The 15,359-nt window shown below is 50.3% G+C and carries 16 protein-coding genes and 1 rRNA gene; 1 reads left to right on the top strand and 16 read right to left on the bottom strand.

Going from position 1 to position 15,359, the window contains the following annotated elements; genetic code table 11:
- Together O9139_RS17315 and O9139_RS17310 are read right to left on the bottom strand one after the other, a co-directional pair.
- Window positions 1-269 (bottom strand): 16S ribosomal RNA (locus O9139_RS17315); the annotation flags it as partial.
- A gap of 342 nt (window positions 270-611) precedes the next feature.
- Window positions 612-1,481: a nucleotidyltransferase-like protein gene (locus tag O9139_RS17310; protein WP_270880725.1), complete on the bottom strand. Its 870-nt coding sequence runs from the start codon at window positions 1,479-1,481 to the stop codon at window positions 612-614.
- 134 nt (window positions 1,482-1,615) lie between these two features.
- On the opposite strand from O9139_RS17310, the gene O9139_RS17305 reads away from it, so the two are divergent.
- A complete protein-coding gene (locus O9139_RS17305) occupies window positions 1,616-2,023 on the top strand; it encodes a DUF2614 family zinc ribbon-containing protein (RefSeq protein ID WP_270880724.1) in 408 nt (135 codons plus the stop codon).
- Window positions 2,024-2,066: 43 nt separating this feature from the next.
- On the opposite strand, the gene O9139_RS17300 is transcribed toward O9139_RS17305, so the two are convergent.
- The 14 genes from O9139_RS17300 to O9139_RS17235 all read right to left on the bottom strand — a co-directional run bounded on the left by O9139_RS17300 (window position 2,067) and on the right by O9139_RS17235 (window position 15,237).
- Entirely contained in the window at window positions 2,067-3,794 is a 1,728-nt protein-coding gene (locus tag O9139_RS17300) for a glycosyl hydrolase family 18 protein (protein ID WP_270880723.1), read from the bottom strand.
- A 122-nt stretch (window positions 3,795-3,916) separates the two neighbouring features.
- A complete protein-coding gene (perR, locus tag O9139_RS17295) occupies window positions 3,917-4,351 on the bottom strand; it encodes a peroxide-responsive transcriptional repressor PerR (protein WP_270880722.1) in 435 nt (144 codons plus the stop codon).
- A 95-nt stretch (window positions 4,352-4,446) separates the two neighbouring features.
- Window positions 4,447-5,037: a DUF6677 family protein gene (locus tag O9139_RS17290; RefSeq protein ID WP_270880721.1), complete on the bottom strand. Its 591-nt coding sequence runs from the start codon at window positions 5,035-5,037 to the stop codon at window positions 4,447-4,449.
- Between the two features lie 27 nt (window positions 5,038-5,064).
- Entirely contained in the window at window positions 5,065-5,379 is a 315-nt protein-coding gene (locus O9139_RS17285; protein ID WP_270880720.1) for a hypothetical protein, read from the bottom strand.
- Window positions 5,330-5,932 carry an RNA polymerase sigma factor gene (locus tag O9139_RS17280; RefSeq protein ID WP_270880719.1) on the bottom strand — a complete coding sequence of 201 codons (603 nt, stop codon included), beginning with the start codon at window positions 5,930-5,932 and terminating at the stop codon, window positions 5,330-5,332. The genes O9139_RS17285 and O9139_RS17280 overlap by 50 nt, the downstream gene beginning before the upstream one ends.
- A 60-nt stretch (window positions 5,933-5,992) precedes the next feature.
- Entirely contained in the window at window positions 5,993-6,703 is a 711-nt protein-coding gene (locus O9139_RS17275; protein ID WP_270880718.1) for an MgtC/SapB family protein, read from the bottom strand.
- A 78-nt stretch (window positions 6,704-6,781) separates the two neighbouring features.
- Window positions 6,782-7,267, bottom strand: a complete 486-nt coding sequence (locus tag O9139_RS17270) for a GNAT family N-acetyltransferase (protein WP_270880717.1) — start codon at window positions 7,265-7,267, stop codon at window positions 6,782-6,784.
- 71 nt (window positions 7,268-7,338) lie between these two features.
- Entirely contained in the window at window positions 7,339-8,790 is a 1,452-nt protein-coding gene (gene gatB, locus O9139_RS17265; RefSeq protein ID WP_270880728.1) for an Asp-tRNA(Asn)/Glu-tRNA(Gln) amidotransferase subunit GatB, read from the bottom strand.
- Between the two features lie 62 nt (window positions 8,791-8,852).
- Complete coding sequence (gatA, locus tag O9139_RS17260) at window positions 8,853-10,310, bottom strand: Asp-tRNA(Asn)/Glu-tRNA(Gln) amidotransferase subunit GatA (protein WP_270880716.1); 1,458 nt, start codon at window positions 10,308-10,310, stop codon at window positions 8,853-8,855.
- 30 nt (window positions 10,311-10,340) lie between these two features.
- Window positions 10,341-10,628: an Asp-tRNA(Asn)/Glu-tRNA(Gln) amidotransferase subunit GatC gene (gatC, locus tag O9139_RS17255; protein ID WP_270880715.1), complete on the bottom strand. Its 288-nt coding sequence runs from the start codon at window positions 10,626-10,628 to the stop codon at window positions 10,341-10,343.
- 178 nt (window positions 10,629-10,806) lie between these two features.
- Window positions 10,807-12,105, bottom strand: a complete 1,299-nt coding sequence (locus tag O9139_RS17250; protein ID WP_270880714.1) for a TolC family protein — start codon at window positions 12,103-12,105, stop codon at window positions 10,807-10,809.
- Between the two features lie 23 nt (window positions 12,106-12,128).
- Window positions 12,129-13,349: an ABC transporter permease gene (locus O9139_RS17245; RefSeq protein WP_270880713.1), complete on the bottom strand. Its 1,221-nt coding sequence runs from the start codon at window positions 13,347-13,349 to the stop codon at window positions 12,129-12,131.
- Between the two features lie 7 nt (window positions 13,350-13,356).
- A complete protein-coding gene (locus O9139_RS17240; RefSeq protein ID WP_270880712.1) occupies window positions 13,357-14,631 on the bottom strand; it encodes an HlyD family secretion protein in 1,275 nt (424 codons plus the stop codon).
- A 27-nt stretch (window positions 14,632-14,658) separates the two neighbouring features.
- Window positions 14,659-15,237 (bottom strand): TetR/AcrR family transcriptional regulator, encoded by a 579-nt coding sequence (locus O9139_RS17235; RefSeq protein ID WP_270880711.1) that lies wholly within the window; start codon window positions 15,235-15,237, stop codon window positions 14,659-14,661.
- Between the last annotated feature and the right edge of the window lie 122 nt (window positions 15,238-15,359).

The following is a 15,359-nucleotide window of genomic DNA, read 5'->3' as shown; positions in this document are numbered from 1 at the left end:
GCCTTGGTGAGCCGTTACCTCACCAACTAGCTAATGCGCCGCAGGCCCATCTGTAAGCCACAGGTTGCCCCGTGTTTCATGGTTCTCTCATGCGAAAGAACCAGCTATCCGGTCTTAGCTATCGTTTCCGATAGTTATCCCAGTCTTACAGGCAGGTTGCCTACGTGTTACTCACCCGTCCGCCGCTATCCCCGAAGGGACCGCTCGACTTGCATGTATTAGGCACGCCGCCAGCGTTCGTCCTGAGCCAGGATCAAACTCTCCAAAAAGGATGAATCTGAATAGCTCATTTAAAGCTGACGAGATTGTTAATCTCTTTTAAAGTTTAGAGTCGATTGCTCGACTTGCTTCTCACTCGTTGTTCAGTTTTCAAAGAACAATTGCTTTCATTTATCGACCGCCCATTTAGCGGCGACTTTTATAATATATCACATTCAATCCGATCAATGCAAGCTTTTTTTTCGAACCTCTTAACCGCTTGTCTTGTTCAAGTCTTCGTTGAATGTGTACCGTTCTTGGCGGCGAAAGTTAATTTATCATAGAACAAGCACCCAAGTCAAGCATAAAAAAAGAATCGGAACAAAGTCCGATTCTTTGCGCTTCAATCACCGTTACAAGGGCGAATATTGCAGTTCTAACTCCGTTAACTCGTCATCTATAGGAACGGCAACTTCTTTGATGAGCCCTTTTTTGACCAGCTTATTCAATAATAGAGGAAGCTCCACGCTGATCTCAGCCAACTGCGGGTGCTGCTGCAGCTGATCTGAACCTACCGGATGCTTACCCTCAGCTAAAATATGAATTAGCGCCCCGCAGCATCGTTCCATTTTGGACATGACAGAGAACTCACAGGCAAGAAGCACGAGCTGAATTCGTTGTTTCAGCGTTTCTTTGCTCGTTGTCAATTCTTCATATAGCTTGTACACGCCCGGGTTAATCGCGCGGATCTGCCGCCATACGGTAATCTCCGGGTGGTAGCCGTCTTCAATAATCACGATGCGGGCCCAATGATGCAAAGCCTCCAGAACATTATTATACGCATCCAGCAGGTGATCATCGAGAATATACTCTTTGCTCTGCAAATACTTGCGGAGAAATAACGAGAATTCTACAAGCAGTTTATGTTCGCGCAGATCAACAGGAAATTCAAGCATTCTATGGCGAAGCCCTTCCAAGTACGTGTTATGGTCCAGAAGTATCTCCCCCTTTAACAACCAGTGAATGATATTCCGATTAACGCCTAGGCGAATCCATTGTTCCAGGGAAGCCGTATCCGTCCATCTTTCTTGTATACGTTGGTCGTCTCTTATATAATTAGTAGCATGATTGTTCAGGCTCAGGTCATTCGTAATGATAAGTAGCAGAGTATCGAAACCGTCTGTTAGCGCAGGGAGCTGCCTTGGGTTTTCAACCGCCATGACACTGATGACTCGTTGGTCATTCCGGAACTTTTGCAAAACCTGCTCTTTATCGATTCCCATGGGTATCCGTTAGCTCCTGTCTGAAATGATATTTACATCTATCATATTTCTACAACGTAGAGAGAGTTTCCTGCTGATTTCTGTGACAATTCATACAAAAAGCTGCAGACAGTTTATGGGGGGATAAGAACAAAATGCGAATGAGATCAAGTAAAGTAAACGAGTTTAGGCTATGGGGACTAGCCATGACAATGGGCGGTATGCTGCTCATGATCGTCGGACTTGCCGGCATTGTGTTTAATTGGGGAACGGCAGGCCGGATTATCGCCGTTATTTTTATGATTATCGGCATGATCAGCATGATGGTCAGTATGGGTATCTATTTCTGGGCCGGTATGCTTTCCACATCGGCAACGGTCATTGATTGCCCAGAATGCGGGAGAAGAACTAAGATGCTAGGGAAAACGGACCGCTGCATGTTCTGCAAAACGATTCTGACGGTGGATCCGCAGTATAAGTCAGATGCTGACAGCGAAGCTTCGGTCGAAGCCCACTTGCCCCATTTTCACCCGAATCGGGACCATGAACACAAGCCTCACTGATGCCATAATAAAAAGCCGCGCCTTTACAGGCCGGCTTTTATCTTTATTTTGCATTCAAAGCGTCTTGGAGAACCTTCCACATCGACGGCACTTCAAAACCTCTTCGCCAGGAGGCGAGTCCCGCGAGATTGTACTTTTTCACCAACTCCACCCTCGCCTTAAGCGATACGTCATCTTCCAGCCAGATGCGCATCAATTTGTCGCCTTCTTTGTATTCTACATAATTCTGGCCCGCTTCCGGCGAGAAGGCTGGCGTCAGCTTTTTATCTTTGATGATAGTTTGCGCGGCATCCATAGTTAATGTTTTGGAACTGACGGACGTCTTGCCGTTGTTCGGTTCCTCTGTCCACAATCGCGTATAGAAAGGCACGCCCAGGACAAGCTTATTAGGCGGCACCTTTTCGCTGTTCAATAGCGTCTCGATGGACTTTTCCGTCCAAGGGAGCGAGGATACCGAACCGGATTTGGGGCTTGTCGCCCAGTATTCGTCATAAGCCATGACCATCATATAATCCACGACTTGGGCAAGTGCAGGACGATCATAGAACATGGACCACATTTCATTGGTCGATTTAGGTGTAACGTCAATAGAGACGGCCAAACCCTGCTCATGCATGAATGGCGTTAGCTCACGGACGAATTGAACCAGATTTTCTTTATCTTTGAGATATACATTTTCAAAATCTATATTGATCCCTTGCAGCTTATAGGTTTGAGCGAAGCCCAGCAACTGTTTGATGATCTTTATCCGGCTGTCGTAAGTGGACAGCGCTTTGGATGTACGGTCAGGCTCAAAGCCATTGCTGAAAAGCGCCCACACTTGGTAGCCTCGGCCCTGCGCCCATTTGACATAAGCGGCATCGGCCTGATTCGATACCCGGCCATCGTCGTTGGCCAAGGAGAACCACGTCGGGCTGACCACCTGTAACCCCGGCATATCGGGTATTTTGGCCGTGTCCGGATTCTTCGTGATGACATGTTCCCAAGTCATATTCAACTTGCCGCTCTGCGGCTTCCAAGGTACATAGGCAGCAGGCTGTTCCTGAACCGGAATCCACTCTTCGTGATCGGCCGTAATATCCGATTTGCGCACGAAGCCGACCGGGCCGCTTTGCTGCTGGATTTTGTACCAATCCGCTTGTTCGCTCAATATTGTCACTTGCTCATTGGCTGCAATTGTTGATACGATTGGCGCTTTGATCGTCGCATCTGTTCGCAGAGGGACGCCTTCGGGCTTGAGCGATTTGCCCCAGTTAATCTTCTCCCCTTGCTTATGGAGGATCACCGCGCCCGTTGTATCAGACTCACGGATATCCAGCGGATACAACTGCCGTAATGGCTCAATCGGGACATATATGACATTATCTTTCTTCTCAACAGGGAATGACAGGGTGATCGACTTCTCATTCATGAGCGCAGAAAGTTCCGCTGTTTTGAATCGCAGCACTTTATCTGTAGTCGTAATAATGACAGAATCGCTTTCTTTTTCATAAATGATGGTGGGGTCGATCCATTTTTGAATTAATTCGAGCGGAAGTTTCAAACTCTCCTTGTCACCAATGGCAGAGACAGGATAAAACTCACCGTTATAAAACACAGGCTTCTGCAGCTCATGATATGCTGTGTCTACATGCTGGCGATTCGGCGCATATTTCTGCCATAAGTAAAAGCCAGCACCCGTAAGCAAGAGAATAAGTATGATTGTCAATAAAATCCAAAGTCTTGCGCTAGATTGTCGCTTCGGCTGAAGTTCTGTCGATGTCGGCTGCAATTCTTCACTTCCTTTTAGAAAATTACAAAGAAAAAAAACGTGTCCTGCCCCTCTTCATAACGAGAGGTCGAACACGTTTAATTATACAACATAGTAGCCTGGATTGAGGAGTTCTGCTCCAATTAGTGCTTGGTAATTCCTTCACAATCCGCGCAAATGCCATAAACTTCCAACCGATGCCCACGTACCTTGAACCCTGTCTGCTGTGCTGCGGTTTCCTCAACATCATGTAGCGGAGGGTACTCAAAATCGGTAATCTTGCCGCAAACTTCACAAAGCGCATGATAGTGATCCGTCATATCCGCATCGAAGCGGCTGGAGCTATCTCCATAAGTGAGCTCGCGAACAAGCCCTGCTTCAATAAATACTTTGAGATTGTTATATACGGTAGCTACGCTCATATTCGGAAACTTCGATTCAAGAGATTTGTAAATGTCATCTGCGGTCGGATGAGTCATGGAATCGAGTAAAAAGGATAGAATGGCGTGCCGCTGAGGTGTCATTCGAACTCCTGTTGTTTTTAACTTGGCTAAAGCCTTTTCTAAGTGTACGGTCATGAAACTCACCACCCGATGTTAGTCAGCTAATCTTTACATCATATTTTACGTGTGAAAATTAACTTTTGTCAATGACAACGGGCATGGTTACGCGATTATTCTGCTCTATTTTTACGTGATTCCAATAAAAACATAACAAAACCGGCCACAATCAACACAATCGATCCTATGTAGGAACCAAGCATTTCAAAGATCCCGGCAAACCAACGCGGCTTGGAGCTTAGCAAGAAACATAGCACGCCGACAATGACTAATAGTATGCCCATATTGTTGCCTCGGAACAGCTGCTGCAGCGGATCTTGCATCGGACCGGCTGCTTCACCGAACTCCAGGCGTCGATTGACATTATCCGTCGCTTGCAGCGCGTCAAAAATGTTATAGAAGTAGACGACCGGAATCAATAAGGCGAAAAGTGTCACCATCGGCACTTTAGACGGCTGATCCAGTGTGACCAACGTGGTGATCGTGAAAATGTCAAGAATGATCAGCATCATAAAAAACAAGCCGCGCTGCATGAAGCCCAGATAATAATGGCCTGTTCCTGGAACGAGGAGCGCCAGCAGCCCTGCTACCCATTTTCGCTTCTTTGGCATCGGATAATAGGGTGTATAGAAAGCTGGCTGACGGAGCTCGTCCTGGGCCGGAAACTGCGGCATCTCGTAATGTTGTTCGCTGCTGCTATTCACTTACAAAACCTCCTATCCGCATGTTGATTAAAATTGCAGAAACACAGACAGCTGCTCAATATATGCGGCCAAATGTGTCATCTGTGCATCCAAATGAAGAACCTTGTTCATGATGCCTGATTGGATTAATAAGATCGTAGCCGCCGCTGCAATGCAGCTGTTTACCCACTCCTTGCGCCTGCGCCGCTGCTGGGAGCCCGGCTGATCCGCAAGCTTCTCCTCGACAATGGAACGCATCACGCGATCAGTAATTGCTGGAGACGGCTCCAGCAGCGGCATTTCATCCAGCAGCTTATTTAGGGATTGCGTGAGCCGGACTTCCTCTGCGGACTTCTGTCTCATGCGCATTCACCTCCAACCATTTTTCTTTCAGCATCGCTTTTCCCCGGTAAAGTCTTGTCTCCAATGTTTTGACCGGCAATCCGGTTATTGCGGACATCTCTTGGTAGGAAAGCTGTTTATAGTGATACAGATAAAGGATCAGCCTGTACTTATCCGGAAGTCCGGCAAGCAGGAGCTGCATGCGCTGCTGCTCATCTTTTTGCAGGACGACTTCCTCCGGCTGCGCTTTGGTATCTCTCAACCAGCCTTTCATCTTGTCTAGCAAAGCGGTATAAGGCTTGCGCTTCTGCGATCGGCGGTAGTCTGTAACCAGGTTCGTCGCTATGCGATACAGCCAGGTCGTAAACTTCGCCTCACCGCGAAAATTGGCAATCGTGCGATACAGCTTCATGAAAACGTCCTGGGTTAGGTCTTCAGCAGTTTCTTTATGCTCTACCATGCGATAGATGATCGTATAGATGTAGCTCTTATGCCGTTCAATCAATACGCGATAGGCCTCAGAACGACCTTGACGAACCTGCTCCACGAGCTGTTCATCCGTCAAATTGTCCATGCCCGACCTCCCCCTTTCCGGTTGTTCTATAAGTTAGACGCTGCTCTTCGCCCAGCCCCTTCAAGCTTTGCTGCTTTTTTCGATCGTTACGCCAACAACGCCATTACATCTGTTAATTTCCTCCAAAAGGGCAGCGATAACCGCAGGCTTCGGAATCGAGACAAAAAAAGTGATCTCCATCGAGCCTGTCGGATCGAGGTTTCCTTGTTCCTGCATGGCAATTTTGCGGATATCAATATTGTTCTTGTTCAGCAAGTTCGTAATATGTCCGAGCGTCCCCGGTTGGTCGAAGGCGCGAATTTGCAGGATGCGTACCTTTTTCCCATTAAAATATTTATGCTCCACTTTGTTCAGTATCCATAGAGAAACCAGCACCATCACACAAGCCAGGACCGCCGGATAGTAAAAGCCTGCGCCAACAGCAAGGCCGATGCCTGCCACTACCCATAACGAGGCGGCTGTTGTCAGCCCTGTAATGGAACGCCCGTTGAAGATAATCGTGCCTGCGCCTAAGAAGCCGATCCCGCTGATGACCTGCGCCGCAAGTCGGGAAGGGTCGATCCGCACATTGGTTTCATTCACGAATGCACTGAAGCCATATATCGAGAGCAGCATCACGAGCGCAGAGCCGACACAAACCAAAATATGCGTGCGAAGCCCTGCGGGGTGGCTGCTGACTTCCCTTTCAATTCCGACTAATCCCCCCAGCAATACGGCCAAAAGTAGGCGAATCGTGACGTGCAGCTGATCAATGACCCAAGGATTCGTCATATCGAAAGCTCCCTTCATAACGGTGTTAACACATTGTATCCGTTTGCAATGAGATGGGAACCCGCTTATCTGGAAAAATTACTGCGATGCAGGCCTTTCAAACGTAGTGAGACTCACGCCCGGCGGAACCGTGAACACGCGGCGCGTTGTGAAGCCAAAGCTTTCGTACAGTTGAACTGCAGGCGTGTTGTCCGTACCTGTTGAAACAATAAAACGTGAAGCGCCTTGCTGCTCCTGACGGTCAATGACATTCTGAATCAATGCTCGGGCGATTCCCCGGCGAAAATAGTCCGGATGCACCATCATCCGGCAGATGGTAACGACGGTGCCTTCCCGCGAAAAAGAGATCGCACCGGCAAGCTTATTTATCTCAGCTTCACATGTGAAATAGCCGAGGAATGTTTCTTCTTTTTTTGCCTCACGGATGGAAGCGATTCCATCTTTAAGCGGAGGAATATCCCGGAATCCGATGATTTCCGCCTCAACCTGGTAAGAAGCGATTTGCAGGGACAGCAGGGCTAAAATCTCTTCATTGGTTTCCAACTCAAGCAAGTCAATTGACATATGGCAGCTCCCCCCTCGTCATTATGAAAAAAAAAGCGGCGACCTTGCAGAAAGATCGCCACTGTTATGCATTATTTGCTGTTCAGGCACTCCACAATCAACTTGTTAACGAGGCCCGGATTCGCTTTACCTTTGGTTTCTTTCATGACTTGTCCGACCAGGAAGCCGATCGCTTTTTCTTTTCCTGCTTTAAAATCGGCTACAGACTGAGGACTGTTCTCCACAACCCGCTCAACAACCGCCTTAATGGCGCCCTCGTCGCTAATTTGCACGAGACCTTGCTCTTCAACGATTTTCTGCGGGTCTTTGCCGCTTTCAATCATTTCTTTGAAGACGGTTTTAGCGATTTTGCTGGAGATCGTCCCTTTCTCGATCAGTCCGATCATTTCACCTAAGCCGCGGCCGGTTACTTTGACGTCCTGAATTTCAAGGTTATTCGCATTCAAATAACCGAGCAGATCGCCCATGATCCAGTTCGAGACCGACTTCGCGTCTTGCGTATATTGCAGACTTTCCTCGAAGAAATTGGCCAGTTTCATGGAAGATGTAATGACTTCAGCGTCATAGGCAGGCAGCCCGTATTCGCTAGCATATCGCGCTTTGCGCGCGTCCGGCAGCTCAGGGATGGATGCTTTGACTCTAGCCTTCCACTCATCGTCGATGAACAGGCTAACGAGGTCAGGATCCGGGAAATAACGGTAATCGTGAGCATCCTCTTTACCGCGCATCGTCAACGTTTTGCCTTGGGCATCATCCCAGCGGCGCGTTTCTTGCTCGACTTCACCGCCGCTGCGGAGAATGTCAGCTTGACGGAACTCCTCATACTCCAGGCCTCTTTGGACGCCGCGGAAGGAGTTCATGTTCTTCAATTCGGCTCTAATGCCGAATTTCTCTTGTCCGAAAGGACGCAAGCTGATGTTCGCATCGCAGCGCATGGAACCTTCTTCCATTTTCACATCGGAAACGTCACAATACAGCATGATCGCTCTAAGCTTCTCCAAATAAACGCGAGCTTCCTCTGGAGAACGCAGATCCGGCTCGGATACGATCTCGATGAGCGGCGTTCCGGCGCGATTAAGGTCGACCAGGGAGGCGTAACCGCCATCCACGTGCGTCAGCTTGCCCGCGTCTTCCTCCAAATGAAGGCGGGTAATGCCGATGCGCTTGGTCACGCCGCCGACTTCGATGTCGATCCAACCGTTCTCACCGATCGGCTTGTCGTATTGGGAAGTTTGGTAAGCGTCGGGAGAATCGGGATAAAAGTAATTTTTACGGTCAAATTTACTCTCGGTTGCGATTGTACAATTCAGCGCCATGGCCGCCTTCATGGCATATTCAACCGCTTGGCGGTTCAAAACCGGCAGTACGCCTGGATGGCCTAAGCAGACCGGACATGTATTCGTATTCGGAGGGGCTCCGAATGAAGTGGCGCAGCTGCAAAATATTTTGGAAGCGGTATGAAGCTCGACGTGAACTTCCAGACCGATTACCGTTTCAAATTGGGTATCCGTTGCCGTCAAAATGAAAGCCTCCTTCGTTTAACTTGCAAAACCAGGTGATGCGCAGGGAACCGAATAGGATCGGCCTACAACTGCGGGCGCTGTTTGTGGTGATCGGTGTGCTGCTCGAAGGCATGGGCTACGCGCAGCAGCGTCGCTTCGTCGAGCGCTTTGCCGATCATTTGCAGGCCGACTGGAAGACCGCCTACGAAACCGCAAGGTACGCTGATCGCAGGAATACCTGCTAAGCTGACCGGAATGGTCAAAATATCGTTCAAGTACATCGTCAGCGGGTCGCCGCTTTGCTCGCCGATTTTGAAAGCTGGCGTTGGCGCCGTTGGACCGATGATGATGTCATATTTCTCGAACACTTGTTCGAAGTCTTGTTTGATTAAAGTGCGGACTTTTTGCGCTTTGAGGTAGTACGCATCATAGTAGCCGGAGCTGAGCGCGTAGGTGCCTAGCATGATCCGGCGCTTCACTTCAGGACCGAAACCTTCGCTGCGCGACATGTTATAGACATCGAGCAAATTGCGGGCATTGTCGGAGCGAACGCCGTAGCGGATTCCGTCAAAGCGCGCCAAGTTCGAAGACGCTTCAGAGGAAGCGAGAAGATAGTAAGCTGCCACTGCGTATTCCGAGTGCGGCAGTGTCACTTCTTCCCAGGTAGCGCCCAGGCTTTCCAGCACTTTCAGCGCTTCCAGCACTTTTTCTTTGACGGCAGGGTCGACGCCCTTGCCCATGTATTCTTGAGGCACGCCGATGCGGAGGCCTTTGATATCGCCGGTTAAGGCTTTCAGGTAGTCCGGGATGTCCACTTTGGCTGAAGTGGAATCTTTAGGGTCATGGCCTGCGATCGCTTGAAGCAGGTACGCGGAGTCTTCCACGTTCTTGGTCAGGGGACCGATCTGATCAAGCGAAGATGCGAACGCGACTAAGCCGTAGCGCGATACAAGTCCATATGTCGGCTTAAGACCGACGATACCGCAGTAAGCAGCCGGCTGGCGAATCGAGCCGCCGGTGTCAGAGCCGAGCGCGAAGTAAACTTCGCCGGCAGCAACCGCTGCGGCGGAGCCTCCACTGGAGCCGCCCGGTACGTACTCCGTGTTCCACGGGTTGTGGGACGGATGGAAGGCGGAGTTCTCATTAGAACCACCCATAGCGAACTCGTCCATGTTAAGTTTGCCGATGGTAATGGTTTGTGCTGCTTTCAGCTTGCTTACGACCGTTGCGTCATAGATCGGATTATAATTGGATAAAAATTTGCTTGCACAGGTCGTTGTGAGGCCTTCTGTTACCATGTTATCTTTAATCCCGATTGGCAGACCGAATAAAGGACTGGCCGCGCCGCCAGTTGCTAGCTGCTCGTCCAATTGCTGCGCAGCTGCTCGGGCATTCTCTTCATCTAATGTAAGAAATGCGCGAACTTTGGATTCGACGTCTTGAATGCGGGCAAAGGACTGATCGACGAGATCGGCGACTTTGAGCTCTTTGCCTTGGAGTTTGGCTTGGATTTCTTGGAGGTTTAAATCAAACAAAGACAATGACGGGCACTCCCTTCTATATATGTATGGCTATTCGAGGACAGCTGGGACTTTGAACTGGCCGTCTTCTTCATCGGGCGCGTTCAGCATCACTTTGTCAATCGGCAATGAGGGGCCCGCTACATCTTCACGCATGACGTTAACCATTGGCATGGCGTGACTTGTGGGCGCTACATCATCCGTATTTAATGCGTCCAGTTGCTCTGCATATTTTAAAATGGCATTGAGCTGCTCGGTAAATTGCTCCTTCTCAGCGTCGCTCAGTTCGAGTCTAGCCAGCTTGGCGACGTGCTCGACATCCGATTTAGTAATGCTCAAGTTTCTGCACCCCTTAGTAAGCGTTTAGTCATTCTTTTCATTATATCCCAGATATATTGTGAACTCAATCCAGAAACAGGAAGTGGATGGCTCTACTACGCAAAAGACCCGCCACAGCACCTGAGCCTCACCGGCGCAAGCCGGGAATGGTTCAAGGTCTATGACGGGTCCGCCTTTGTTACTGGATAAAGCCGGAATCCATCGCTTTCGCTTTTTCCTTCAAGACATAATATTTGAGCTTGGCGGCGGCGAGGGTGGTTTCACTCTGATGCAGCTTGACTTCAAATTTGTTCAGATCATGCTTGGAGATGACTCCCACACTGTAGCGGAATTGCATGTTGGCATAATCCGCCTTCACATCGTTTAGATTGCGCTGCTCAGTCAAAACGGCCTGATAAGCATTATTGGCATCGTTATATGTAAGTTTGATTTTTTTCGTCAAATCCACAATCGTCTGCTCGTTCTTCTCCCCGCTAATCGCGATATTAACGCCCAAATACGTTTCCCCATACGTATTCTCAGTCACGGTATGATCCGAAGCCCAGACGGCCTCATCCATGTTATTGCCGGACATCTTCATCTGATACGAATTTGTGAGCAGTGTCATCGTATCGCTTTCCGCAACAGGCTCGACCTGGATCCCCTCGATATCCCGTAATATCAGCTCGGGATTATAGGAAATCCCGATATCGACCGAAAGCTGCACAAGCCCCAAGCGAAAATTGTTCGTCAACGTAACGATATCGTCTTTTTGCTTGTTGATCGCCTTCTGAACGGTCTGCACATCATCCAGCGAAGCAAGCCCTTGCTGGGCAAAAAGCTGCGCTTTCAGCAAGTCCTTTTCCATGACCGTCTCATACTCTTGCATGAAAGCAAGCTGCTTCTTCTGCCCGAGAAGCTGCGCGTACTGCGCAATCATCTGCAGGCTGATACCCGCTTTAGCTTCATCCCTTTGCAGCAGCGAGTTGCGCTGGTCGGTGCCCAGTTGGTGGGCGGCCGTGTTCATCTGCTCCCGTTGCTTGTAGATGATTTCGTTCAAGCCGCCAGCTAGCGCTCCCATGCCCTGCAGCATTTGATTCATAACGGTGTTCTGGTAAACCGTCCAAGTCACAGTCACAGGATCTGTCATAGCAGGCATGCCTGGGGTGGTCGCCAGTTCAGCCGGCGTATTCGGCACGTGCACCGGGGAGAACGATGCGGAGCCCATCGTATCTAGTTGCTCCTCCAGATCGCCTTGCTTGCTGACCTGCGCCGAATATTTCAGGTTCAGCAGCGTCAGATTGTGAGAATCTTTCAGCGCCCTTTCCAGCACATAAGGTAAGTCGATCGAAGAGACCGTGTCCAGCACATCCGTATGAACATACACGTGTTGATCCGTGTCTTCAGAATCGTCCACGACGATGTCAGCCCGAGCGGGCGCTTGAGAACTTGAAAATAACAACAAGGCTGCGGATAGGCTAAGGAGATATTTTTTCAAAGTAAACGCATCCTTTCTCTTGGTTATACCGATAAGTTCGAGCCCGAAGGAAGAACAGGCTGTGGATCCACGGCAGCTTCCTGCGATTTTTTTTTGGGAAATACAACGAACCGCGTCAGCAGCATGGCGATAAAATAGGTGAGCGTCCCGGTCAAAATCAAAGCGATGCAGTCATGCGCAATCACATGCATATCATTGCCTTTGACAAAGACGTTGCGAACACCGTCCAAATAGTAGGTGAGCGGCAGCATATGGCTGACCACTTGCAGCGCTTTAGGCATAGCCTCCATCGGCCAGGTGAAGCCCGAGAGCATGAAGGAAGGCACAGCGACCAGCATGGCCGTTTGCGTCGAGCCGAGCTGATTGCTTGAAAACAAGCTGATCAGATAGCCGATGCCGCTGACCGCCCAAGTAAAGCACAGCGTGAGCGCAAGCCCTGTCAGCAAGCTTCCGCCCATCGGCGCTTCAAAGACGTACAGCGCAACGACGAAGGCGACCGAGGTGTTAAAAAGATTAATCAAAAAGTACGGCGCCGTCTTCGCGTAGGCGATTCGCCAAGGATTTCGTTTCCACGCCTCGAACCGGCGCCAGGTGCCGCCATCTTTTTCCCGGGTTATCGTCAAGGCAATGCCTAAAAACAACACTTGTTGCAAGATCGCGCCCATCAATCCATAAAGCATAAAATCGCTATAGTTAAACGCGGAATTGTACATAATCCGGTACCGGTAAGGAATCGGCGATAGAGTGTTCATCACTTGTTCGCTCTGGAGACCTTGCTGCAGCTGGAGCTTTTTTTGCGAGTAGCCCATGCTGAAGGTCGTGATGACTTCATTCGCCCCCTTGGTAGCCGAGTTGGATATCATCATGTTGCTGCCGTCGATCAAGGTGAGCAGCGGCAACGTTTCACCGTGTTTGAGCTTGGCTTCAAACTGGGATGGGATAATGAGGCCGACTCTGGCCTCACCGCTGGCTAAAGCCCGCTTCACCTCATCCTCAGAGTGATACTCCTTCGTAATCTGAAACGACTCACTCTGTTCAAAGGCTTGAATGATTTGCCGGCTCAGCGGGCTTTGGTCTTCATCCATGACGACGGTGGCCATTTCCGTTACTTTGTGGTGCACATAGATTGAGCCAAAAAGCAGGGTATACATCAAAGGCACGATGAACAAGATGGCGAACAGACGGCGATCTTTCAAGATGTGCGTCCATTCTTCGGTTATGAGCTTGCCAATCCGCAGATCCATGCGTTCATCATCCTTCCGTTTTTCCGTTCCAGACCAGCGTCATACCGGTTGTTGCATTGTCCGGCAGCGCGCTGAATTCCACCTTGATGCCGAACGAACGGATGTCCGTCTCACTGGAAGTTTGAGTCGCTTTCTTCACGGCAAAATCCGGCGCAGCTGCGACATTCGTCACGACGCCTTCCACCTTCTCGCCGGTCGACACGAGTGTCATGCTGATTTTGCTGCCTGTTTTCAGGCCGGCGATGGCCGTTTCCGGTAAGTAAAACTTCGCCCATGGCTGTTCCGTGGATTCCAACGAGAACACCGGGAAGCCGGAACCGACCATCTCGCCGAGCTGAGCCGACTGCGACAAAATGACGCCATCGCTCGGCGCGACGAGCTCCGTATAGCTGAGATACGTCTCCGCTTCAAGCTGTGCAGCTTTGGCCTGCTGCTCGCCGGACTGCGCCGACTTGACGGCCCCTTGCGCCTGCTGCACGGCAGCGACCGCTGCAGCGACATCGCCTTGGCGCACCTGCACCGTCTCGCGATTCGCCTCCGCCAGCTTCAAGGCCGCCTTCGCCTGCTCAAGCAAAGCCTCCGCTCCGCGAATTTCTTCCTCGCGCGGTCCCTGGCTCGCCATATTGTATTGCTGCTCGGCCAGATCACGCTTCGTCTTCGCCTCCTGGTAGCTCACCTTCACCTTATCCACATCAGCTTGGGCGACGAGCCCTTGCTCCAGCATCGCGTTCATCCGGTTCAGGTTCTGCTCGGCGATCGTATACACTTCCTGCGCCGCCTGGAACTGAATCTCGGCCTGCTTCTTCTCTTCCGGGCGGGCACCGTTGTGCAGCCCGTCGACTTTGGCTTGGGCGGCGCTGACCGCAGCTTGCGCCTGCGCAACTTGCTGCTCCGCCGTATCGGCCGTGACGTTCACGCCGGCAATGCCCTGCTGGCGCTTCGCTTCCGCTGTCGCGCTCGCGCCCTGGGCTTCGGCGATCTTGCCTTGTGCGAGCGAAACCGCCGCCTTGGCCTGCGCGACTTTGGCCTCGATCTCCCCGCTCTGCAGCCGGGCGAGCACTTGGCCTTTTTTCACGCTATCCCCTTCCTTCACGAGGATTTCCGTCACTCTACCGCCAACCTTGAAGCTGGCGCTCACTTCATTCTTCTCTATGTATGCCGTCGGGTGAACCTGGTTAACAGGATCCGTTTGACTGGTCGCTTGTTTGCTCGACAATAAAAAAGCGCTCGTACCGATGACAACCGCCATCACCGAATAAATGACAGGTCTGATGAATCGCATAGCTGTACCTCCATAAATGAAAGAGAATTATGAACTAAGAAAATTGCCAAAATAAAGTTTAAGCAGCTCCGAGATCCGTTCGTCGGTCAGCGGCTCATTGTTTTTCTCCCAATCGAACACCAACGCGATATACAGCTTATACATAATGAATGCTGTCATCTTCGGATCGCAGTTTTTCATGGTGCCATTCTGAATGGCACGCGCAATATGCTGGGCGATGAAATCAACCAGCTCAGTCTCAATGCCGGCGAGGGCGTCGCGCGTAACCTGATTGCCGAATTGCTGCACTTCATGCGCAAGCTGGATGAGCAGACGCTCCTCTTTGCGCAAAACGAGGATGCCGTATATCGCGCCATGGATCCTTTCCAGCGTCGTTGCGCCTTCCGTCAGCGCTTTCTCAGCGACAGCCTTCATCTCTGCAACTAGCGACTGCACGATTTCGTGCAGCAGCTCCTCTTTATTTTCAAAAAAGGAATAAATCGTGGCTTTGCCGACTCCGGCAATTTTGGCGATCTGATCCATGGTCGTTCCTTTGTAACCGAAAAGCGAAAACGATTGTTTGGCCGATTCCATTATCAAATGTTTCTTTTGATCCATATCCATCATGTCGCACCCCAGAACTAAAATACTAATTTAGTTTTATGTTCGGTAGTTACTATACCACTCTTTCCTTTTTTTATCAACCATGACCAAAAAAGAAAAACCCGCCATCTGAAGATGACGGGCTT

This window comes from Paenibacillus aestuarii, from assembly GCF_027789125.1.
Lineage (GTDB): Bacteria > Bacillota > Bacilli > Paenibacillales > NBRC-103111 > Paenibacillus_E > Paenibacillus_E aestuarii.
Note: the sequence above shows the minus strand (reverse complement) of the source record. Positions and strands in the feature narration are given on the sequence as shown.

What these genes read in the sequence shown, in the direction of transcription:
- O9139_RS17310 (WP_270880725.1), bottom strand. Translation starts at nt 1,481, where the DNA reads ATGGGAATCGATAAAGAGCAGGTTTTGCAAAAGTTCCGGAATGACCAA.
- O9139_RS17305 (WP_270880724.1), top strand. Translation starts at nt 1,616, where the DNA reads ATGCGAATGAGATCAAGTAAAGTAAACGAGTTTAGGCTATGGGGACTA.
- perR (WP_270880722.1), bottom strand. Translation starts at nt 4,351, where the DNA reads ATGACCGTACACTTAGAAAAGGCTTTAGCCAAGTTAAAAACAACAGGA.
- O9139_RS17285 (WP_270880720.1), bottom strand. Translation starts at nt 5,379, where the DNA reads ATGAGACAGAAGTCCGCAGAGGAAGTCCGGCTCACGCAATCCCTAAAT.
- O9139_RS17280 (WP_270880719.1), bottom strand. Translation starts at nt 5,932, where the DNA reads ATGGACAATTTGACGGATGAACAGCTCGTGGAGCAGGTTCGTCAAGGT.
- O9139_RS17275 (WP_270880718.1), bottom strand. Translation starts at nt 6,703, where the DNA reads ATGACGAATCCTTGGGTCATTGATCAGCTGCACGTCACGATTCGCCTA.
- O9139_RS17270 (WP_270880717.1), bottom strand. Translation starts at nt 7,267, where the DNA reads ATGTCAATTGACTTGCTTGAGTTGGAAACCAATGAAGAGATTTTAGCC.
- O9139_RS17245 (WP_270880713.1), bottom strand. Translation starts at nt 13,349, where the DNA reads ATGGATCTGCGGATTGGCAAGCTCATAACCGAAGAATGGACGCACATC.
- O9139_RS17240 (WP_270880712.1), bottom strand. Translation starts at nt 14,631, where the DNA reads ATGCGATTCATCAGACCTGTCATTTATTCGGTGATGGCGGTTGTCATC.
- O9139_RS17235 (WP_270880711.1), bottom strand. Translation starts at nt 15,237, where the DNA reads ATGATGGATATGGATCAAAAGAAACATTTGATAATGGAATCGGCCAAA.